The following is a 20,359-nucleotide window of genomic DNA, read 5'->3' as shown; positions in this document are numbered from 1 at the left end:
CGCCGCCGAGGATCACGGGCGGCATCATCGCCACGCGCCAGCCGCCCTCGTCCTCCTGCCGCAGCAGCGATTGCGGCGGCTGCGGCGCAGCCGGCGGAGAGGTGCGCGGCACCGCCTGCGACGCCTCGCGGCGCGCCTCCGAGGGCGCGGGGCGTGGCGCAAGATCGGCTTCGAAACCGGCTTCTTCCAGGCGAGCGAACCAGCTCTGGCGCTCCAGCGCCAGCCAGTCCTCGAATTCGGGATCGCGCACGTCGATCCCCTCGAGGAAATGCTCCGTGCTGCCCTCCTCGCCCCGCCGCTCGCGGGCTGCGAGTTCCAGCGCATCCACCGCCACCGCCGCCAGATCCAGCGAGACCGTGTTCTTGTCCGCCGTCAGCACATGCGCCGCGCGGGGCCCGAGCGACTTGCGGATGTCCAGAAGTGCCTGCCGGAGACTCGCCGAGGCCTGATCCTCGCCCCGGTCGCTCCAGAGCTTGTCGCGCAGCCACACGCGCGAGCGCGAGCCCCGAGGCGCCACGGCCAGCATCGCGAGGATGGCGCGTGACTTGCGGGATTTCGGAGTCAGTTCCTCTCCGTCGGGCCCCAGCACGGTGAAGGGCCCGAACAGATACATCCGCAGATCAGGAGACGCTCCCGTCATTCGGTCTGCCGCTGGTTCCTCGGACGGTGCCTCGGCAACCGTCCACTCACGCCACAGTGACCGAGCCGCGACGTTGCGTAAAGCGTTTACGATGATGAACGGCTGCACCCCTGCGGCGCCGACCGCGGCTGCTGTCTCCGACAACATCGCGACCCTCCTTGACGACTTCCCGCCCGACCCTTAGCCCCCCAGCGTGATCGGTGCGTCAAACGAGCGTCAAAGACCGGGCGCTTCCCTGCATTTTTCCGCTCCCGCAAAAGGAGATCCGATGTCTATCGTTCTTCGCGGCGCCACCCTCTTCGACGGGACCGGGTTCCGGGACGGCGACCTCCTCCTTGGCGACGGTCGGGTGGCCGCGATCCTGCCGCCCGGGGAGGCACCCGGGCAACGGGTGGAGCAGGTGGAGGGCATCCTGGCCCCCGGCCTCATCGATCTTCAGGTGAACGGCAGCGGCGGCGTCATGCTCGACGGCACCGCCACCGCCGCAACCTTCGCCCATATCTGCGCCAGTCAGGAGGGGCTCGGCGTGCTCCATGTGCTGCCGACGCTCGTCACCGACAGGCCCGCCGCGGTGGCCCGCGTGATCGCCGCCGCGCAGGAGGCCGCGGGCACGCCCGGCCTCCTCGGCCTGCATCTCGAGGGGCCCCACATCGACCCGGCGAAGAAGGGGGCGCACGACGGAGACCTCGTGCGTCCGCTGGAGGAGGCGGACCTCGCGCTCTACCTCGAGGCCGCCCGGAGCCTGCCGCGGCTCATGCTGACCCTCTCGCCCTCCGCCGCACGCCCGGAAGAGATCGCGGCCCTCGCCGCCGCCGGGATCGTGGTGAGCCTCGGCCATACCGACTGCACGATGGACGAGGCCCGCAGGGCCTTCGCCGCCGGGGCCGCCTGCGTCACGCATCTCTTCAATGCGATGAGCCCGCTCGGCCATCGCGAGCCCGGCCTGCCGGGTGCGGCGCTGACCTCTCCGGTCCCGACCGGCCTCATCGCCGACGGCCACCATGTCGCGCCCGAGCTGATCCGCATCGCGCTGGCAGCCAAACCCGAGGGGCTCTTCCTCGTCTCGGACTGCATGGCGGTGGCGGGCACCGATCTCGACGGGTTCGAGCTGAACGGCCGGCGCATCCTGCGCCGCGAGGGGCGGCTCACGCTGGCCTCGGGCACGCTCGCCGGCGCCGATCTGACGCTGCCGCAAGCCATCCGCAACCTCCTGCACTTCGGCGTCTCGCCCGAGCGCGCGCTGGCCATGGCGACCTCGACCCCGGCGCGCGCCATCGGCCGCCCCGATCTGGGCTGCCTCGCGCCCGGCGCCCCGGCCGATCTCGTTCTCCTGACCCCCGACCTCTACCCCACCGCCCTCTGGCGGGCGGGCGTCAGGCAAGACCTTCCGTCTCGGCCCTGAGCCAGTCGCGGAAGGCCGCGAGCGGCGGATGGTCGCCGCGGTCCTCGGGCCAGACCAGCCAATAGGCGTGCCGCCCCTGGACCGGGCCGCCAAGGGCCGGCACCAGCGTCCCCTCGGCCAGCGCGGGCCCGGCGAGGAATTCCGGCAGAAGCGCCGCGCCGATCCCGTGGATCGCCGCCTGCATCATGGTGGCGAACTGATCGAACACCATCCCCCGCGGCACCGCCGCCACCACCCCGTGATGGGCGAACCACCCCGCCCAGCCGCGCGGCCGCGTCTCGAGCGTGAGCAGCGGCAGCGCCAGCAGGTCCGCCGCCGCCGCCACCGGATGCGCGGCCAGGAACTCCGGCGCCGCGACCGCCACCACTCCCTCGCCGAACAGCCGCAGATGCCCGGCCCGCGGCCAGGTGGGGCTGCCGAAATGGATCGCCGCGTCGAACTCCTCGCCCTCGAACTCGAAGGGCTTCAGCCGCGTCGCGAGATTGATCGTCACCCCCGGATGGGCCTTGAGAACCCCCGGCAGCCGCGGCGCCAGCCAATGCGTGCCGAAGGTCGGCAGGATCGCCAGCGACAGCACCCCGCCGTCCGGGTCCGACGCAAGCCGCAGCGAGGCCCGCCCGAGGATATCGAGCGCGCGCCGCACCTCGGCCGCATAGGCCAGCGCCGCCTGCGTGGGCCTCAGCCGCTTCCGCTGCCGCTGGAACAGCGCCACGCCCAGCTGCTCCTCAAGCCCCTGCACCAGCCGGCTCACCGTGCCCTGCGTCAGATCGAGCTCGCGCGCGGCCGCCGCCGTCGAGCCCGTCCGCGTCACCGCCTCGAAGGCCGCAAGCTGTCCCACCGGGGGCAGATAGCGCCGCGCGAATGCCACTTGATGCACTCCCTGCATGAACTCCGGCGAAATTAGCGTTATCCTCCGGCGGCATGAAGCGCTATCTGCCCGCAAACCGCATATCTCCGGAGGACGCCATGAAGGACCTGAAGGCCAAGGATGCCCCCGATCTCGGCCGCTTCGACTGGGAGGATCCCTTCCGCATGGAGCTTCAGCTTTCGGAAGAGGAGCGGATGCTGCGCGACGGCGCCCACGCCTATGCGCAGGAGCGGCTGATGCCGCGGGTGACCGCCGCCTACCGCGAGGAACAGACCGATCCGGCCATCTTCCGCGAGATGGGCGAGATGGGCCTCCTCGGCGCCACCGTGCCCGAGGAATACGGCGGTCTCGGCGCCTCCTACGTCTCCTACGGCCTCATCGCGCGCGAGATCGAGCGGGTGGATTCGGGCTACCGCTCGATGATGTCGGTGCAATCCTCGCTCGTGATGTATCCGATCTACGCCTACGGCTCGGAAGATCAGCGCCGCCGCTACCTGCCGGGCCTGGCAAAGGGCACGCTCATCGGCTGTTTCGGCCTCACGGAACCCGACGCGGGCTCCGACCCGGCCGGCATGAAGACCGTGGCCCGCAAGACCGCCACGGGCTACGTCCTGCACGGCTCGAAGATGTGGATCTCGAACGCGCCCATCGCGGATGTCTTCGTGGTCTGGGCCAAGTCCGAAGCCCACGGCGGCAAGATCCGCGGCTTCGTGCTGGAGAAGGGGATGAAGGGCCTCTCCGCGCCGAAGATCGGCGGCAAGCTCTCCTTGCGCGCCTCGATCACCGGCGAGATCGTGATGGAGGGGGTCGAGGTCGGCGAGGAGGCGCTCCTGCCCGGCGTCGAGGGGCTCAAGGGCCCGTTCGGCTGCCTCAACCGCGCCCGCTACGGCATCAGCTGGGGCGTGCTCGGCGCGGCCGAGGCCTGCCTCCATGCCGCGCGCCAGTATGGGCTCGACCGCAAGCAGTTCGGCCGCCCGCTGGCCCAGACCCAGCTCTACCAGCTCAAGCTCGCCAACATGATGACCGACATCGCGCTGGGCGCACAGGCGAGCCTCCGCGTCGGTCGCCTCCTCGACGAGGCCAATGCCGCGCCCGAGATGATCTCCATCGTCAAGCGCACCAACTGCGGCAAGGCGCTCGAGGCCGCGCGCCACGCCCGCGACATGCACGGCGGCAACGGGATCCAGGAGGATTTCCACGTCATGCGCCACATGGCGAACCTCGAGACGGTGAACACCTACGAGGGCACCCACGATGTCCATGCCCTCATCCTCGGCCGCGCGATCACCGGGCTGCAGGCCTTCTTCTGACATTCATTCTGGCAAAAATATCCCCGCCGGAGGCTCCGACCGTTCCCCGGAGCCTCCGCCGGACGGAAAGGCCCCATGCCCCGCTCGCTCATCGTCCATGAGAATTTTCTCGCCCGCGTGAAGGCCCGCGACCTGCCGGCGGGCGCCCCGCCCACACCGGGCCTCGCCCCGCACGAGATGGTGGCGCTCTTCCGCAGCCAGTGCCTGTCGCGCGCGCTCGACCGGACCAGCCGGGCCATGCAGAAGGCGGGGCAGGGCTTCTACACGATCGGCTCCTCGGGGCACGAGGGGATGGCCGCCGTGGCCCATGCGCTGCGTCCCGATGACATGGCCTTCCTCCATTACCGCGACGCGGCCTTCCAGATCGCGCGCGCGGCGCAGCTCGGCCAGAGCATCGCCTGGGACATGCTTCTGTCCTTCGCCTCCTCCGCCGAGGATCCGATCTCCGGCGGGCGGCACAAGGTGCTGGGCTCGAAGGCGCTCGCCATTCCGCCCCAGACCTCGACCATCGCGAGCCACCTGCCGAAGGCGGTGGGCGCCGCCTATTCGCTGGGGCTCGCGCGGCGCCGCCCGCCCGAGCACCGCGCCCTGCCCGAGGATGCGCTGGTGATGGCGAGCTTCGGCGACGCCTCGGCCAACCATTCCACCGCGCAGGGCGCCTTCAACACCGCAGGCTGGACCGCCTTCCAGTCGGTGCCGCTGCCGATCCTCTTCGTCTGCGAGGACAATGGCATCGGCATCTCGACCAGAACCCCGCGCGGCTGGATCGAGGCGAGCTTCCGCGCCCGCCCCGGCCTGCGCTACTTCCGCGCCAACGGTCTCGACATGTCAGAGACTTACGCCGTGGCGGCCGAGGCCGCGGCCCATGTCCGCAACCGCCGCAGGCCCGCCTTCCTGCATCTCGAAACCGTCCGCCTCTACGGCCATGCCGGCGCGGACCTGCCCACCACCTACCTGAGCCGCGAGGAGGTCGAGGCCGAGGAGGCCAACGATCCGCTCCTGCACAGCGTCCGGCTGATGGCGGACGCAGGCGCGCTCGACCCCGACGAGGCGCTCGCGATCTATCTCGAGACGCAGGAGCGCGTGGACCGGGTCGCGGCCGAGGCGGTCACCCGGCCGCGGCTCAAGAGCGCCTCCGACGTGATGGCGAGCCTGATCCCCCCGGCCCGGACCTGCGCCCCCACCAACGGCCCCTCGGCCGAGGCCCGCGCCGCGGCCTTCGGCTCCGACCTCAAGGCGATGGCCGAGCCGCAGCCGATGAGCCGCCTGCTCAACTGGGCGCTCACCGATCTCATGCTCGCCCACCCCGAGATCGTGCTGATGGGCGAGGATGTGGGCCGCAAGGGCGGGGTCTATGGCGTGACCCAGAAGCTCCAGACCCGCTTCGGCGCCGACCGGGTGATCGACACGCTGCTCGATGAACAGTCGATCCTCGGCCTCGGGATCGGCATGGCCCACAACGGCTTCCTGCCCGTCCCCGAGATCCAGTTCCTCGCCTATCTCCACAATGCCGAGGACCAGATCCGCGGCGAGGCGGCCACCCTGCCCTTCTTCTCGAACGGACAATATGCCAACCCGATGGTCCTGCGGATCGCGGGGCTCGGCTACCAGAAGGGCTTCGGCGGCCATTTCCACAACGACAATTCCATCGCCGTCCTGCGCGACATCCCCGGGCTGATCCTCGCCTGCCCCTCGGACGGGGCCGAGGCCGCGATGATGCTGCGCGAATGCGTGCGGCTCGCGCGCGAGGAGCAGCGGCTGGGGGGCTTTCTCGAACCCATCGCGCTCTATCCGATGCGCGACCTCGCGGAAGAGAAGGACGGGGGCTGGATGCGGCCCTATCCCGACCCGTCCGAGCGCCTCCGCTTCGGCGAGATAGGCTGCCACGGCGAGGGCCGGGATCTGGCCATCGTGACCTTCGGCAACGGCATGTATCTGTCGCAGCAGGCGAATTTCACGCTTCGTGAAAACGGCGTGGCCGCGCGGATCCTCGATCTGCGCTGGCTCGCGCCCCTGCCGCTCGAAGCGATGCTCAGGGCCACGCAGGACTGCCGCGCCGTTCTTGTGGTGGATGAATGCCGCCGCTCGGCCGGCGGCCCGGCCGAGGCGCTGATGACGGCCTTGGCCGAGGCGGGCCGCACCCGCATCGCCCGCATCACCGCCGAGGACAGTTTCATCGCCACCGGCCCCGCCTATGCCGCCACCCTGCCCTCGGCCGCCGGCATCGCCGAGGCGGCGCTTGCGCTGGTGCGGGCATGAGGGTCGTCGTCGTCTGCCCCGGCCGCGGCACCTACACCAAGGCAGAACTGGGCTCTCTCGGCCGGCTCCACCCCGACAAGGCCGCGCTCTTCGCCCGGTTCGACGCTCAGCGGCGGGCGGCGGGGCAGGAGACGCTGGCCGACCTCGACGGGGCCGCGAGCTATTCCGTGGCGCGCCACACCCGGGGCGACAATGCCTCGGCGCTGATCTATGCCGCGAGCTACGCCGATTTCCTGTCGCTCGCGGACGTCGAGGTGGTGGCCGTCACCGGCAATTCGCTGGGCTGGTACACGGCGCTGGCCTGCGGCGGCGCCCTCTCGGCCGAGGACGGCTTCCGGGTCGTCAACACGATGGGCACGCTGATGCAGGAAGCGCTGATCGGCGGCCAGATCGTCCATCCGGTCATGGGCGAGGACTGGCAGCCCGATCCCGCCCGCCGCGCGCGGCTGCTGGCGACGGTGGCCGGGATCGACGCGCGCCCGGGGCGCATCCTCGGCCTCTCCATCGCGCTCGGAGGGATGCTCGTGCTGGCGGGCAATGCCGAAGGTCTGGCCGATTTCGAGGCCGAGGTGCCGCCCGAACAGGGCCGCTTCCCGATGCGGCTGGCCAATCACGCGGCCTTCCACACCGCCCTTCAGGCGCCGGTCGCCGCGCGCGGCCGGGCGGCGCTGCCCGAGGGGCTCTTCCGTCAGCCGCAGCTGCCGCTCATCGACGGGCGCGGCGCGGTCTGGTGGCCGAAAGCCACCGATGCGACGGCGCTCCGGGCCTATACGCTCGGCCATCAGGTTACGGAGCCCTACGATTTCACCCGCGCCATTGCGGTCGCCGCGCGGGAATTCGCGCCCGACGCCTTCGTCGTGCTCGGCCCCGGCACCACGCTGGGCGGGGCCGTGGCGCAGAGCTTGATCCTCGCCGGCTGGCGCGGGATGAAGGACCGCAAGGATTTCCAGACCCGTCAGGCCGAAAGCCCCCTGCTGATCGCACTGGGGCGCGAGGACCAGCGCGGGCGCGTCACAGGAGGACCCAGATGACAGACCTATTCCACGCCCTCGGCATCGCGGACGCAGCCACCGGCGGCAGCCTGTCCGTCCTCTCGCCCATCGACGGGGCCGAGATCGGCCGCGTCCATCCCACGGACCCTGCCGCCATGCCCGGCCTCATCGCCCGCGCGCAGGAGGCCTTCCGCCTCTGGCGCGAGGTGCCCGCCCCCCGGCGGGGCGAACTCGTCCGGCTCTTCGGCGAGGAACTGCGCGCGGCCAAGGCCGAGCTCGGCGCGCTCGTGACGCTCGAGGCGGGCAAGATCACCTCCGAGGGTCTGGGCGAAGTGCAGGAGATGATCGACATCTGCGACTTCGCGGTGGGCCTCTCGCGGCAGCTCTATGGCCTCACCATCGCCTCCGAGCGGCCGGGCCACCGGATGATGGAGACCTGGCACCCGATGGGGCCCTGCGCGGTCATCTCGGCCTTCAACTTCCCGGTGGCGGTCTGGTCGTGGAACGCGGCGCTGGCGCTCGTCTGCGGCAACCCTGTGATCTGGAAACCCTCCGAGAAGACGCCGCTCCCCGCGCTCGCCTCGATGGCGATCCTCGGCCGGGCGCTCGCCCGCTTCGGCGACGCGCCCGAGGGGCTTGCGCAACTGGTGATGGGCGGGCCCGAGATCGGCGAGGCGCTGGTTCTCTCGCCCGAGGTGCCGATCGTCTCGGCCACCGGCTCCACCCGGATGGGGCGGATCGTCGGGCCCAATGTCGCGGCCCGCTTCGGCCGCCCGATCCTCGAGCTTGGCGGCAACAATGCGATGATCGTGGCGCCCTCGGCCGATCTCGACATGGCGGTGCGCGCCATCGTCTTCTCGGCCGTGGGCACCGCCGGGCAGCGCTGCACCTCGCTCCGGCGGCTGATCGTGCATCACTCGGTGCGGGACGAGCTGGTGGGGCGACTGGTCAAGGCCTACGGCTCGCTGAAGATCGGCGATCCGCGCGCGGAAGGAACGCTCGTCGGTCCGCTGATCGACGCGGCCTCGCGCGACCGGATGGTCGCGGCGCTCGACCGGGCGCGGGCCGAGGGCGGCACCGTCCATGGCGGCAAGCCGGTCGAGGGCGTGCCGGGCGGGGCCTACATCCAGCCCGCGCTGGTCGAGATGCCCGCCCAGACCGGTGTCGTCTGCGAAGAGACCTTCGCGCCGATCCTCTATGTGATGGGCTACGAGACGCTGGACGAGGCCATCGCGCTGCAGAATGCGGTGCCGCAGGGCCTGTCCTCCTGCATCTTCACGCTGAACCTGCGCGAGGCCGAGGCCTTCGTCTCGGCGGCAGGCTCGGATTGCGGGATCGCCAATGTGAACATCGGCCCCTCGGGCGCCGAGATCGGCGGGGCCTTCGGCGGCGAGAAGGAAACCGGCGGCGGCCGCGAGAGCGGCTCGGACGCCTGGCGCGGCTACATGCGGCGGCAGACGAACACGATCAACTGGTCGGCCGCCCTGCCGCTGGCGCAGGGGGTCAAGTTCGACATCTGACCGGTGCGGCCCCGGCGCAGGCGGTGCGGCACCAGTCCGCCACCGCCTGCCGCTCGGGTGCGATCCACTCGGCCAGCCCGCCCGCGAAGGACTCCCACGCGGGCTCGGCGCTCTTGCGGACGCCGACGAGGATCGGCACGCCCAGCTCGCAGGCCCGGCCGATCACGCCGCGCATCCCCTCACCCTCGATCTCGGCCTTGCCGAAGCGCGGGATCACCAGAAGGTCGGCCCCCCGCTCGAGCGCCGCGAGACCGGCGGCGGCGGCGAGCGCGAGGCCCGCCGGATCGAGCCGGCAGCCGCTCGACCCGGGACCGAGATCCTGCGTGATCGGATAGGACGCGCCCGAGGTCAGATCCTCGAGCCGGACCCCGTCGCGTTGCAGGAAGCCCGCCGTGCGCAGGCCCCCGGCTGCGAGGAGCGCCGCCACTTCGGCCAGAAGCGCATCGACCGGCACGTCCTGCCGGACCGGCAGGGCCGCGATCAGGGGCCGCTCGCCCGACGGGTCGTCCTCGTCCATCGCCTCTCCCTGCCCCGGCGGTGCGCGGGCGGCTCGAGATGACACCAGAACCGGTGCGCCGTCCATGGGCCAATGTAGCGCCATCTGCCTCCGCTTCGTGCCGCAGAGGCAACGTTGCCCCAGAACGGGCCCGGGAAGGGCATCATCCGGCGTCCAGCGCAACATTCTTGCTTGAAAAACGGGGCTTCAGGTGTTTTGCGTTGCGGCGACTCAACCTCAGGGCCCCTGCCCGCCGTGGAGATTGCCATGAACCGCGAGACGATCCTGCATCCCACCCGCCGCTCGCTGCTTGCCGGAGGGGCCGCCGCCCTGACGGCCGCGACCCTGCCCCGCTTCGTGCAGGCGCAGAGCTCCGAGCCGATCCGGCTGGGGTTCCAGCTCCATCGCACCGGGATCGGCGCGGCCTACGGGCGGTGGTACGAGCGGACGGCGCTCGCCGCGCTCAAGGTGGTGAACGAGGCGGGCGGCATCGCCGGCCGTCCGGTCGAGATCCTGTTCGAGGATGATGCGACCGACCCGCGCCGCGGCGCCGAGGGGGTCGAGAAGCTGGCCTCGCAGGCCAAGGTGGACATGATCTTCGGGCCGCTCTTCAGCCATGTCGTGATCGCCGCGGCCCCGCGGGCGGCCGAACTGAAGATCCCCTATCTCGTCTGCTCCGAGGGCTATCACGTCGCCTCGGGCAAGCTGAACCGCTGGACGCTGCAACCGGGCATCACCGACGTGCGCGCGCAGGTCACGGCGATGGCGCCCTGGGTCACGCAGAATCTCGGCAAGAAGGTCACGATGATCTTCCCGGACTATGCCTTCGGCCACGACCACCGCGACTTCTTCACCGAAGCGGTCGCCGCGCAAGGGGGCGAGGTCGTGGCGCAGATCGCCATCCCGCCGACCGAGACCAGCTTCACCCGCTACTTCCCGCGCATCCCGCGCGATACCGAGGTGCTCTATCACGTCATGGTGGGCCCAGCCGTCCTCACCTTCGTCAAGGAGCTGGGCGAGTTCTACGGATCGGGCGCGAAGCCCGAGATCTTCGGCTTCATCGACTCGCTCGAGGCGGTGGACATCGCCAATCCCGGCCTCCAGTTCCTCGAGGGCTCGCATTTCTGGGAAGGCCAGTGCCGGATGCTCCAGCCCGATGCCTCGGAGGCCGAGACCTTCTACCGCGACGCGGTGGGCGTGGACGCCAATGGCGCGGCGATCGAGGATCCGAAGAACGTCTCGTGCTACGGGCACATGTTCTCGGTCTGGGAGACGCTCTTTGCCATCAAGCAGGGCATGGAGGCCTGCAGCTGGCGCGGACCGCAGGACCGGCAGGCCTTCGTGGAGGCGGTCGAGGCCTTCACCGAGATGCCCGCGGGCCGTGAACGGCCGCAGGGCGCGAAGGTCTTCAATCCGAAGCTCCATCAGGTCTTCGGCCATCAGTTCATCAGCAAGCTCGAGGGCGGCAAGCTCGTGAAGGTCCACGAGACCTCGCTCGAGGACGGGATCTATCCGAGCGACGTCGACTATCTCGCGACCTCCTTCTGAGGATGGACTTCGGACCCTTCCTGCTTCTCGCGGTGATGGAGGGGCTGGTCGGCGCGGCGGTGCTCGCGCTGACGGCTTCGGGGCTGAGCCTCGTCTTCGGCGTGCTGCGGGTGGTGAACGTGGCCCATGGCGAGTTCTTCATGCTGGGCGCGGTCGCCGCCTGGTTCGTGAGCCAATGGGTGCCGGGCCCGCCCGCGCTCGCCTTCGCCGTGGCGCTGGTGGCCTGTCCGCTGCTGGTGGCGGGGCTCGCGGCCCTGGCCGACCGGCTGGTGCTGAAGCGGCTCGCCTACGAGCCCGAGGCCACGATCATCGCGACGATCGGGCTTCTCTACATCCTGCAGCAGGCGGCCCTCACGCTCTACGGCCCCGAGGCGCGGCCGGTGCCGCCGCCGTTCGAGGCGCGGCTGCAGCTGCCGTGGTTCGGCTGGTCGGGCTACAAGCTCTTCGTGATCGGCGCGGCGGGCGCGGTGCTGGCGGGCCTGTGGCTGCTCCTCGCGCGGAGCCGGATCGGCCTCGTGATGCGCGCCACGCAGATCGACCGCGAGACCGCCACCGCCTTCGGCATCGATGTGGACCGTGTCTATGCCGGCACCTTCGCACTCGGCGCGGCGCTCGCGGCCATCGCGGCCGTGCTGATCGTGCCGATCCAGCAGGCCCATTACCTGATGGGGGGCGATCCGCTGCTCTTGTCCTTCATCGTCGTGGTGATCGGGGGCCTCGGGTCGCTCCGCGGCACGCTGGTTGCGGCCCTGCTGATCGGCGTGTCGGACGGCGTGATCTCGACCTTCTTCGAACCGACGCTGGCCAAGATCCTGGCCACGCTCCTCGTGGCGCTGGTGCTGGTCTTCCGACCGCAGGGCCTGTTCGGAGCCCGCGCATGAGGATGCTCGCCCTTCATCTGGCAGTCCTGGCGGGGGTGGCCGCGCTCCAGTTCGTGCTGCCCGCCTATCATCACACGAACGCGGCCCGCATCCTCGTGCTGGCCACCTATGCGATCGGGTTCAACATCGCCTTCGGCTACACCGGGCTTCTGTCGCTCGGCCATGCGCTCTTCTTCGCGGGCGGCATGTATGCGACGGGGCTTCTGGTCGATCAGGGCGGCTGGCAGCCCTGGGCCGCGCTGCTGGCGGGGCCCGCCGCGGGGGGCGTGCTGGCTGCCGGAGTGGGCCTCCTTGCGCTGCGGACGGCAGGCCCGGCCTTCATGATCGTGACGCTGATGTTCGCGCAGGCCTTCCATCTGGCGATCCTCTACTGGGGGCGCTTCACCGGCGGCGACGAGGGCTTCACCCTCTCGGGCGCGGCACGGCGGCTCGGGCCGTTCGATCTCGCCGATCCGGCCACGCGCTACGGGGCGGCCTTCCTGCTCTTTGCCGCGGCCATGCTGGGCTGCCTCGCCCTCGTCCGCTCGCGCACCGGCCGCGTGCTGATCGCGGTGCGCGAGAACGAGGAGCGGACGCGCATGCTGGGCTACGACCCGTTCCGCGCGAAGCTGCTGGCGCTCGTGCTGTCGGGCCTCCTGTCGGGCGCGGCGGGGGCCACCTACGGGCTCATGTTCGGCTATGTCGGCGGCTCCTTCGCCGCGATCCAATATTCGATCCTGCCGCTGATCTGGGTGCTGCTTGGCGGCGCGGGCACCGTGCTGGGGCCGCTTCTGGGCACCGCGCTCCTGTTCTACCTGATCGACTGGGCCTCCTCCGTCACCACGGCCTCGCAGTTCGTGGTTGGGGCGGTGCTGATCCTCCTCGTGCTCTTCGCGCCGCGCGGGCTTCTGGGTCTTCTGCGCGAGCGCGGCCTCAGGAGCCTGCCATGAGCCTTCTGGAAGCCCGCGGCCTCGTGCGCCACTTCGGCGGCCTCCGCGCGATCGACGGGGTGGATTTCGACCTCTCTGCGGGCGAGATCCATGCGCTGATCGGGCCGAACGGCGCAGGCAAGTCCACGCTCGTGGGGCTTCTGTCGGGACGCATCCCGGCGCAGGCGGGCACGATCCGCTTCGACGGGCGCGACATCACCCGCCTGCCCGCCCATGTCCGGGTGGGATGCGGCATCGCCTATGCCTTCCAGATCACCTCGGTCTTTCCGAGGCTCACGACCTTCGACAATGTGGCCCTGGCCGTGCAGCGCACCGGCGCGCGGGATCTGGCGGCCGCGACCGGGGCCGCACTCGCCCGCGTGGGGCTTGCGGGCGAGGCGGGGCAGCTCGCGGGCACGCTCTCCTACGGCCACCAGAGGCTGCTCGAGATCGCCATGGGGCTCGCCCTCGCGCCGCGGCTTCTGATCCTCGACGAGCCCACGCAGGGCCTCGCCACGGGCGAGATCGAGAGCTTCATGGCGCTGGTGCGCAGCCTTGTGCCCGAGGTGACGGTGCTTCTGATCGAGCACAACATGGAGGTGGTGATGGATCTCGCCCAGCGCATCACGGTGCTGAACGCCGGCCGGGTGCTGGCGCGGGGCACGCCCTCCGCGATCCAGGCCGACCGCGCGGTGCAGGCCGCCTATCTCGGAGGCTGACATGCTGACCCTCGAAGGCGTCGATGCGGGCTACGGGCGGGTGCAGGTGCTGCGCGGCCTCTCCTTCGAGGCGCGCGCGGGCGAGGTCACCTGCGTCATGGGCCGCAATGGCGCGGGCAAGACCACCATGCTGCGCGCGATCATGGGGCAGGTCGCCGTGACCTCGGGACGGATCCGGCTCGACGGCGCGGCGCTGGAGGGGCTCGCCCCCCACAGGATCCCGCAGCTCGGCATCGGCCATGTGCCGCAGGGCCGCCGCCTCTTCGGTCCGCTGACGGTCGCCGAGAATCTCGAGATCGGGCTGATGACGCGGGGCCGGGGCAGCCGCACGCGCGAACGGGTGCTCGAGCTGTTCCCGCGTCTGCGCGAGCGGCTGGATCAGGCCGCCTCGACCCTCTCGGGCGGCGAGCAGCAGATGCTGGCCATCGGCCGCGCCCTCTGCCTCGAACCGAAGCTGCTGCTTCTCGATGAGCCGACCGAGGGCCTGCAGCCCTCGATGATCGCGCTGATCCGCGACACGGTGCGCAGGCTGCGCGGGATGGGCGTCGCGGTGGTGCTGGTCGAGCAGCGGATCGAGGCGGTGCTGGATCTGGCCGACCGGGTGGCCTTCGTCGAGACGGGCCGCGTGGCCCTGACCCTGCCCGCGGCCGATCTCTCCCCCGCCGCACCGCAGTTTGCCCGCTACGTCGGCGTCTGACGGCTCAGGCGGGCGCGCCGGGCAGGTAGGCTCCCTTCAGCTTCACGATCTCCCCCTGCACCCTGAGCGCGGCCGGATTCAGCGGGCGATCGACCGGATGGACGAGGAACCAGTGCCGCTCGATGGGCAGGCCGGGGGCGGCGAGCTGCACGAGCTGGCCGAAGCGCAGCTCGTCCATCACCACATGCAGCGACAGGAAGGCGAGCCCGAGCCCCGCGATGACCGACTGCTTGATGGTCTCGTTCGAATCCATCTCGATCAGGTCCACCACCTGCCCCTCGCCCAGCCGGTCGAGATAGCGCGACATGAGCACCCGCGTGCCCGATCCTTCCTCGCGCGCCAGAAAGGTCTGGGACAGAAGGTCCGGCACCGGCACCTCGGCCAGTCCCGCCAGCGGATGGTCGGGCGGCGCCACGATCCCGTGCGGATGCGGCCCGAGCGCCACCGACGCCACCTCGGGCTGGCGCGGGGGGCGGCCCATGACCGCGAGATCCACCATGTGCCGCGCCAGATCGTCGATCAGCTGCTCGCGGTTGCCCACGCGGAGGGCGATTCGGATCTCGGGGCAGGCGAGGCTCAGCATCTTCACCAGCCGCGGCGCGAAATAGCGCCCGGTCGAGACCACGCCGAGCGTCACCTGCCCGGCGCGGCCCTCGCTCACCGCCATCACTTGGTATGAGCACTGCGACAGAATGACCTCGATCCGCTGCGCGGCCTCGAGAACGGCAATTCCGGCCAGCGTCGGCGTGAAGGAGCCCGCCTCGGGCGGACGATGGAGAAGCGGCACGCCGAAGGCTTCCTCCAAGTTCCTGATCTGGCTGTGAATTGCAGGAGGCGTCAGGCCGAGGCGCGTGGCGCCCCCCGTCAGCGAGGCACTGCCCGCCACCGCCACGAGCGCGCGCAGCTGCTTCAGGGTGATCGCATCGAGCCGCACCATTTCCAAATTCCCGAACAGAACTTTTACCTTATTAAATTCCATAAAATCCGATCCGCGGCAAGCTTGGCCCACGTCGCGGAGGAGATGCCAGTGAAGCCCTTTCCCACCCACCCCGATGCCATACCGGCCGAGTTGCAGGACGTGATGGACCGTCTGGGCTCGGTCGCGATCGAGGTCGCGAACCGGATCGCCCGCGGCGGCATCGACGAGGATCTCGCCGGTCTCTGCGGCACCAACACCGACGGGGATGGGCAGAAGGCGCTCGACGTGATCGCCGACGACGCCTTCCGCGCGGCGCTGGAAGGCTCGGCCGTCCGCTTCTACGCCTCCGAGGAGCAGGACACGGCGGTGACGCTGAACGAAGCCGGGACACTGGCCCTCGCCATCGACCCGCTGGACGGCTCGTCCAACATCGACACCAACCTCTCGGTCGGCACGATCTTCGCCATCTGGCCCGCCGCGGCCACGGCCGAGGCGAGCTTCCTGCGCCAGGGCTCCGAGCTCATCGCGGCGGGCTATGTCATCTACGGCCCGCAGGTCTGCATGATGGTGAGCTTCGGGCAGGGGACGCAGAAATATGTGCTCGATCCCGGCAGCCGCAGCTTCGTGCTGGTCGACCGCGCCGTGAAGGTGCCGCCCAGCTCGACCGAATTCGCGATCAACGCCTCGAACTACCGCCACTGGCCGAAGCCGATCCGCGCCTATATCGACGATTGCGTGGCGGGCACCGAGGGGCCGCGGGGGCGCAACTTCAACATGCGCTGGCTCGCCTCGCTGGTGGCCGAGACCCACCGCATCCTCGCGCGGGGCGGCGTGTTCCTCTATCCGCGCGACAGCCGCAAGGGCTACGAGCAGGGCCGCCTGCGCTACCTCTACGAATGCGCGCCCATCGCCTTCGTCATCACCCAGGCGGGCGGCGGGGCCACGGACGGCGAGAATCCGATCCTCGGCCAGACGCCCTCGCGGCTTCATGCCCGCACTCCCTTCGTCTTCGGGTCCGCCGAAAAGGTGGCCCGCATCACCGCCTATCACGACCTGCCCGAACAGGAGACGTCGGCCCTCTTCGGCAATCGTGGCCTGTTCCGGAGCTGAATACCCATGAGCAAGAAGCATCCCATCATCTCGGTCACGGGCTCGTCCGGCGCGGGCACCTCGACGGTGAAGCACACGTTCGACCAGATCTTCCGGCGCGAGGGGGTCAAGGCGGTCTCGATCGAGGGCGACGCCTTCCACCGCTTCAACCGCGCCGACATGAAGGCCGAGCTGGACCGGCGCTATGCCGCGGGCGACGCCACCTTCTCGCATTTCTCCTACGAGGCGAACGAGCTGAAGGAGCTGGAGCGGGTGTTCCGCGACTATGGCGAGACCGGGCGGGGGCGGACGCGGACCTACGTCCATGACGATGCCGAAGCGGCGCGCACCGGCGTGGCGCCCGGCAACTTCACCGACTGGCGCGACTTCGACAGCGACAGCCACCTCCTGTTCTACGAGGGGCTGCACGGGGCGGTGGTGAACAGCGAGGTCAATATCGCGGCGCTGGCCGACCTCAAGATCGGCGTGGTGCCCGTCATCAACCTCGAATGGATCCAGAAGATCCACCGCGACCGCGCGACCCGCGGCTATACGACCGAGGCGGTCACCGACGTGATCCTGCGCCGGATGCACGCCTACGTTCACTGCATCGTGCCGCAATTCTCGCAGACCGACATCAACTTCCAGCGCGTGCCGGTGGTGGATACCTCGAACCCCTTCATCGCGCGCTGGATCCCCACCGCCGACGAGAGCGTGGTGGTGATCCGCTTCCGCAATCCGCGCGGGATCGACTTCCCCTATCTGACCTCGATGATCCACGGCTCGTGGATGAGCCGCGCCAATTCCATCGTCGTGCCCGGCAACAAGCTGGATCTGGCGATGCAACTGATCCTCACGCCGCTGATCGAGCGCCTCGTGCGCGAAAGCAAGGTGGCCTGACCCTGCCCCGCGGCCCCCGATCCCGGACCGCCGCGGCCTGACCTGACCGAACCGACCTTCCCCGGCCCGCACCCTCGGGCCGGACGCGATCCGACCTGACTTCTTACGCCTGACCTGACCTGACGCCCGGGAGGAAACCATGGCCCTGATCACGCTCAGACAATTGCTCGACCATGCCGCAGAGCGCGGCTACGGCGTGCCCGCCTTCAACATCAACAACATGGAGCAGGGTCTGGCGATCCTGAAGGCGGCCGCGGCCTGCGACGCGCCAGTGATCCTGCAGGCCAGCCGCGGGGCGCGCAGCTATGCCGGCGACATCATGCTGCGCCACATCGTCGAGGCGCTAACCGAGATGTATCCGCAGATCCCGATCTGCCTGCATCAGGACCACGGCAACAACGAGGCCACCTGCCTCTCGGCGATCCGGCACGGCTTCACCTCGGTGATGATGGACGGCTCGCTCCGGGCCGACATGAAGACGGTGGCCTCCTACGTCTACAACGTGGACATCACCCGCCGCGTGACCGATGCGGCCCACTGGGTCGGCGCCTCGGTCGAGGGCGAGCTGGGGGTCCTGGGCAGCCTCGAGAAGGGCGAGGCGGAGGCCGAGGACGGCTCGGGCGCGGAAGGCAAGCTCGACCACAGCCAGATGCTGACCGACCCGGATCAGGCGGTGGACTTCGTGCAGGCGACCCGCGTCGATGCGCTGGCCATCGCCATGGGCACGAGCCACGGCGCCTACAAGTTCAGCCGCAAGCCCGACGGCGAGATCCTCGCCATGCGCGTGATCGAGGAGATCCACGCCCGCCTGCCCGCGACGCATCTGGTGATGCACGGCTCGTCCTCGGTGCCGCAGGCCCTGCAGGATCTCATCAATGCCCATGGCGGCGAGATGCCCCAGACCTACGGCGTGCCCGTCGAGGAGATCGAGCGCGGCATCCGTCACGGGGTCCGCAAGGTCAATATCGACACCGACTGCCGGATGGCCCTGACCGGCCAGTTCCGCAAGGTCGCCATGGAGAGCCCGAAGGAGTTCGACCCGCGAAAATTCATGATCCCCGCGATGAAGGAGATGGAGGCCCTCGTCCGCGACCGGTTCGAGCGGTTCGGCACCGCGGGCAATGCCTCGAAGATCACCGTCATCCCGCTGGATGACATGGCCAAGCGCTACGCGAGCGGAGCGCTCGATCCTGCGGTCGCGACCGCCAAAGCCGCCTGAAGGGAGGGTGCGAGATGGATACCAAGACCACCGAGATCAAGGGCAAGGAACGCTACAGGGCGGGCGTCCTGAAATATGCCCAGATGGGCTACTGGGACGGCGACTATGTCCCCAAGGACACCGACGTGCTGGCGCTGTTCCGCATCACGCCGCAGGAGGGGGTGGATCCGGTCGAGGCGGCCGCCGCCGTGGCCGGCGAAAGCTCGACCGCGACCTGGACCGTGGTCTGGACCGACCGGCTGACCGCCTGCGACAGCTACCGCGCCAAGGCCTACCGGGTGGAGCCGGTGCCGGGCACGCCGGGGCAGTATTTCTGCTATGTGGCCTACGACCTGATCCTGTTCGAGGAGGGCTCGATCGCCAACCTCACCGCCTCGATCATCGGCAACGTCTTCAGCTTCAAGCCGCTGAAGGCCGCGCGGCTCGAGGACATGCGCTTCCCCGTGGCCTATGTGAAGACCTACAAGGGCCCGCCCACCGGCATCGTGGGCGAGCGCGAGCGGCTGGACAAGTTCGGCAAGCCCCTTCTGGGCGCCACGACCAAGCCCAAGCTCGGCCTCTCGGGCAAGAACTACGGCCGCGTGGTCTACGAGGGGCTGAAGGGTGGCCTCGATTTCATGAAGGACGACGAGAACATCAACTCGCAGCCCTTCATGCACTGGCGCGATCGGTTCCTCTATGTGATGGAGGCGGTGAACCTCGCCTCGGCCCAGACCGGCGAGGTGAAGGGCCATTATCTCAACATCACCGCCGGCACGATGGAGGAGATGTATCGGCGGGCGGAATTCGCCAAGTCGCTGGGCTCGGTCATCGTGATGGTCGATCTCATCATCGGCTATACGGCGATCCAGTCGATCTCGGAATGGTGCCGGCAGAACGACATGATCCTGCACATGCACCGGGCCGGCCACGGCACCTACACGCGCCAGAAGAACCACGGCATCAGCTTCCGCGTGATCGCCAAGTGGCTGCGGCTGGCGGGCGTGGACCATCTGCATTGCGGCACGGCGGTGGGCAAGCTCGAGGGCGACCCGCTGACGGTGCAGGGCTATTACAACGTCTGCCGCGAGCCCTTCAACACGGTCGACCTGCCGCGCGGGATCTTCTTCGAGCAGGACTGGGCGGACCTGAGGAAGGTCATGCCCGTCGCCTCGGGCGGGATCCATGCCGGGCAGATGCACCAGCTTCTGAGCCTCTTCGGCGACGATGTGGTGCTGCAGTTCGGCGGCGGAACCATCGGTCACCCGATGGGGATCCAGGCCGGGGCGACCGCGAACCGCGTGGCGCTGGAAGCGATGGTGCTGGCGCGCAACGAGGGCCGCAACATCGATGTGGAAGGCCCGGAGATCCTGCGCGCGGCCGCCAGATGGTGCAAGCCGCTGGAGGCCGCCCTCGATACCTGGGGCAACATCACCTTCAACTACACCTCCACCGACACGTCGGACTTCGTGCCGACCGCGTCGGTCGCGATGTAAGGAGACCGGACATGCGCATCACCCAGGGCTGCTTCTCGTTCCTGCCCGATCTGACCGACGCGCAGATCTCGGCGCAGGTGGACTATTGCCTCGGCCGCGGCTGGGCCGTGAGCCTCGAACATACCGACGACCCGCATCCCCGGAACACCTACTGGGAAATGTGGGGCATGCCGATGTTCGACCTGCGCGACGCCAAGGGCGTGATGATGGAGCTGGACGCGTGCCGCAAGGCCTTCCCTTCCCGCTACATCCGCATCAACGCCTTCGATTCCACCCGCGGCTTCGAGACGGTCACGATGAGCTTCATCGTCAACCGCCCCGAGGTCGAGCCCACCCTCCGCATGGAGCGCACCGAGGTCGACGGCCGGTCGATCCGCTACACGCACAGCATCGTCCGCTGAGCCGCTCCTCCCACGGATCGGCGGACGGGCCAAGGCCGGGGGGCTTCGCGCCCCCCGGACCCCCCGCGGGATATTTGACCCAGAGTGAGAGGGGGCTGCGACGAATGGCGTGGCTT

Annotated in this window: 19 protein-coding genes; 15 read left to right on the top strand and 4 right to left on the bottom strand. The window is 69.8% G+C overall.

Features of this window, described 5'->3' with window-relative positions:
• Positions 1 to 787: AfsR/SARP family transcriptional regulator (locus tag A9O63_RS15660; RefSeq protein WP_412841985.1), on the bottom strand; the 787-nt coding region annotated here is incomplete at its 3' end.
• 121 nt (positions 788 to 908) lie between these two features.
• Here A9O63_RS15660 and nagA point away from each other — a divergent pair.
• Positions 909 to 2,042, top strand: a complete 1,134-nt coding sequence (gene nagA, locus A9O63_RS15655) for an N-acetylglucosamine-6-phosphate deacetylase (RefSeq protein WP_069332780.1) — start codon at positions 909 to 911, stop codon at positions 2,040 to 2,042.
• Here the strand turns inward: nagA and A9O63_RS15650 are convergent.
• Positions 2,014 to 2,928, bottom strand: coding sequence for a LysR family transcriptional regulator (locus A9O63_RS15650; RefSeq protein ID WP_069332779.1), 915 nt, complete (start codon positions 2,926 to 2,928; stop codon positions 2,014 to 2,016). The genes nagA and A9O63_RS15650 overlap by 29 nt on opposite strands.
• An 80-nt stretch (positions 2,929 to 3,008) precedes the next feature.
• On the opposite strand from A9O63_RS15650, the gene A9O63_RS15645 reads away from it, so the two are divergent.
• The 4 genes from A9O63_RS15645 to amaB all read left to right on the top strand — a co-directional run bounded on the left by A9O63_RS15645 (position 3,009) and on the right by amaB (position 8,991).
• Positions 3,009 to 4,220, top strand: coding sequence for an acyl-CoA dehydrogenase (locus A9O63_RS15645; RefSeq protein WP_069332778.1), 1,212 nt, complete (start codon positions 3,009 to 3,011; stop codon positions 4,218 to 4,220).
• Between the two features lie 75 nt (positions 4,221 to 4,295).
• Positions 4,296 to 6,479 (top strand): dehydrogenase E1 component subunit alpha/beta, encoded by a 2,184-nt coding sequence (locus A9O63_RS15640; RefSeq protein ID WP_069332777.1) that lies wholly within the window; start codon positions 4,296 to 4,298, stop codon positions 6,477 to 6,479.
• A complete protein-coding gene (locus tag A9O63_RS15635; RefSeq protein ID WP_069332776.1) occupies positions 6,476 to 7,510 on the top strand; it encodes an ACP S-malonyltransferase in 1,035 nt (344 codons plus the stop codon). Before A9O63_RS15640 ends, A9O63_RS15635 begins: the two co-directional genes overlap by 4 nt.
• Positions 7,507 to 8,991 carry an L-piperidine-6-carboxylate dehydrogenase gene (gene amaB, locus A9O63_RS15630; RefSeq protein ID WP_069332775.1) on the top strand — a complete coding sequence of 495 codons (1,485 nt, stop codon included), beginning with the start codon at positions 7,507 to 7,509 and terminating at the stop codon, positions 8,989 to 8,991. The genes A9O63_RS15635 and amaB overlap by 4 nt, the downstream gene beginning before the upstream one ends.
• Here the strand turns inward: amaB and A9O63_RS15625 are convergent.
• Positions 8,975 to 9,508, bottom strand: coding sequence for a DUF2478 domain-containing protein (locus tag A9O63_RS15625; RefSeq protein WP_069332774.1), 534 nt, complete (start codon positions 9,506 to 9,508; stop codon positions 8,975 to 8,977). The two genes, amaB and A9O63_RS15625, sit on opposite strands and share 17 nt — an antisense overlap.
• Before the next feature lie 246 nt (positions 9,509 to 9,754).
• Here A9O63_RS15625 and A9O63_RS15620 point away from each other — a divergent pair, with 246 nt between their 5' ends.
• The 5 genes from A9O63_RS15620 to A9O63_RS15600 are packed head-to-tail and all read left to right on the top strand — an operon-like array spanning position 9,755 to position 14,240.
• The gene (locus tag A9O63_RS15620) at positions 9,755 to 11,035 is read left to right on the top strand and encodes an ABC transporter substrate-binding protein (RefSeq protein WP_069332773.1); all 1,281 of its coding nucleotides are present in this window, start codon (positions 9,755 to 9,757) and stop codon (positions 11,033 to 11,035) included.
• A gap of 2 nt (positions 11,036 to 11,037) precedes the next feature.
• Complete coding sequence (locus A9O63_RS15615; RefSeq protein ID WP_015921594.1) at positions 11,038 to 11,916, top strand: branched-chain amino acid ABC transporter permease; 879 nt, start codon at positions 11,038 to 11,040, stop codon at positions 11,914 to 11,916.
• Positions 11,913 to 12,845 (top strand): branched-chain amino acid ABC transporter permease, encoded by a 933-nt coding sequence (locus tag A9O63_RS15610; protein WP_069332772.1) that lies wholly within the window; start codon positions 11,913 to 11,915, stop codon positions 12,843 to 12,845. Before A9O63_RS15615 ends, A9O63_RS15610 begins: the two co-directional genes overlap by 4 nt.
• The gene (locus A9O63_RS15605; protein WP_069332771.1) at positions 12,842 to 13,543 is read left to right on the top strand and encodes an ABC transporter ATP-binding protein; all 702 of its coding nucleotides are present in this window, start codon (positions 12,842 to 12,844) and stop codon (positions 13,541 to 13,543) included. The genes A9O63_RS15610 and A9O63_RS15605 overlap by 4 nt, the downstream gene beginning before the upstream one ends.
• A 1-nt stretch (position 13,544) precedes the next feature.
• Positions 13,545 to 14,240: an ABC transporter ATP-binding protein gene (locus A9O63_RS15600; protein WP_069332770.1), complete on the top strand. Its 696-nt coding sequence runs from the start codon at positions 13,545 to 13,547 to the stop codon at positions 14,238 to 14,240.
• Positions 14,241 to 14,244: 4 nt separating this feature from the next.
• On the opposite strand, the gene cbbR is transcribed toward A9O63_RS15600, so the two are convergent.
• Positions 14,245 to 15,177, bottom strand: a complete 933-nt coding sequence (gene cbbR / locus A9O63_RS15595) for a LysR family regulator CbbR (RefSeq protein ID WP_002721833.1) — start codon at positions 15,175 to 15,177, stop codon at positions 14,245 to 14,247.
• Positions 15,178 to 15,261: 84 nt separating this feature from the next.
• On the opposite strand from cbbR, the gene A9O63_RS15590 reads away from it, so the two are divergent.
• From A9O63_RS15590 to A9O63_RS15570, 5 genes are all read left to right on the top strand, one after another.
• Positions 15,262 to 16,269, top strand: coding sequence for a class 1 fructose-bisphosphatase (locus A9O63_RS15590; RefSeq protein WP_041669849.1), 1,008 nt, complete (start codon positions 15,262 to 15,264; stop codon positions 16,267 to 16,269).
• A 6-nt stretch (positions 16,270 to 16,275) separates the two neighbouring features.
• Entirely contained in the window at positions 16,276 to 17,148 is an 873-nt protein-coding gene (locus tag A9O63_RS15585) for a phosphoribulokinase (protein WP_015921589.1), read from the top strand.
• A gap of 139 nt (positions 17,149 to 17,287) precedes the next feature.
• Positions 17,288 to 18,367, top strand: coding sequence for a class II fructose-bisphosphate aldolase (gene fba, locus A9O63_RS15580; protein ID WP_069332769.1), 1,080 nt, complete (start codon positions 17,288 to 17,290; stop codon positions 18,365 to 18,367).
• Positions 18,368 to 18,381: 14 nt separating this feature from the next.
• On the top strand, positions 18,382 to 19,842 hold the full coding sequence (locus A9O63_RS15575) for a form I ribulose bisphosphate carboxylase large subunit (RefSeq protein ID WP_069332768.1): 1,461 nt from the start codon (positions 18,382 to 18,384) through the stop codon (positions 19,840 to 19,842).
• An 11-nt stretch (positions 19,843 to 19,853) separates the two neighbouring features.
• Positions 19,854 to 20,243: a ribulose bisphosphate carboxylase small subunit gene (locus A9O63_RS15570; protein WP_069332767.1), complete on the top strand. Its 390-nt coding sequence runs from the start codon at positions 19,854 to 19,856 to the stop codon at positions 20,241 to 20,243.
• Positions 20,244 to 20,359: the final 116 nt, after the last annotated feature.

It is taken from the genome of Cereibacter johrii, assembly GCF_001720585.1.
Classification (GTDB): Bacteria; Pseudomonadota; Alphaproteobacteria; order Rhodobacterales; family Rhodobacteraceae; genus Cereibacter_A; species Cereibacter_A johrii.
This window is presented reverse-complemented; position numbering and strand designations above follow the sequence as displayed.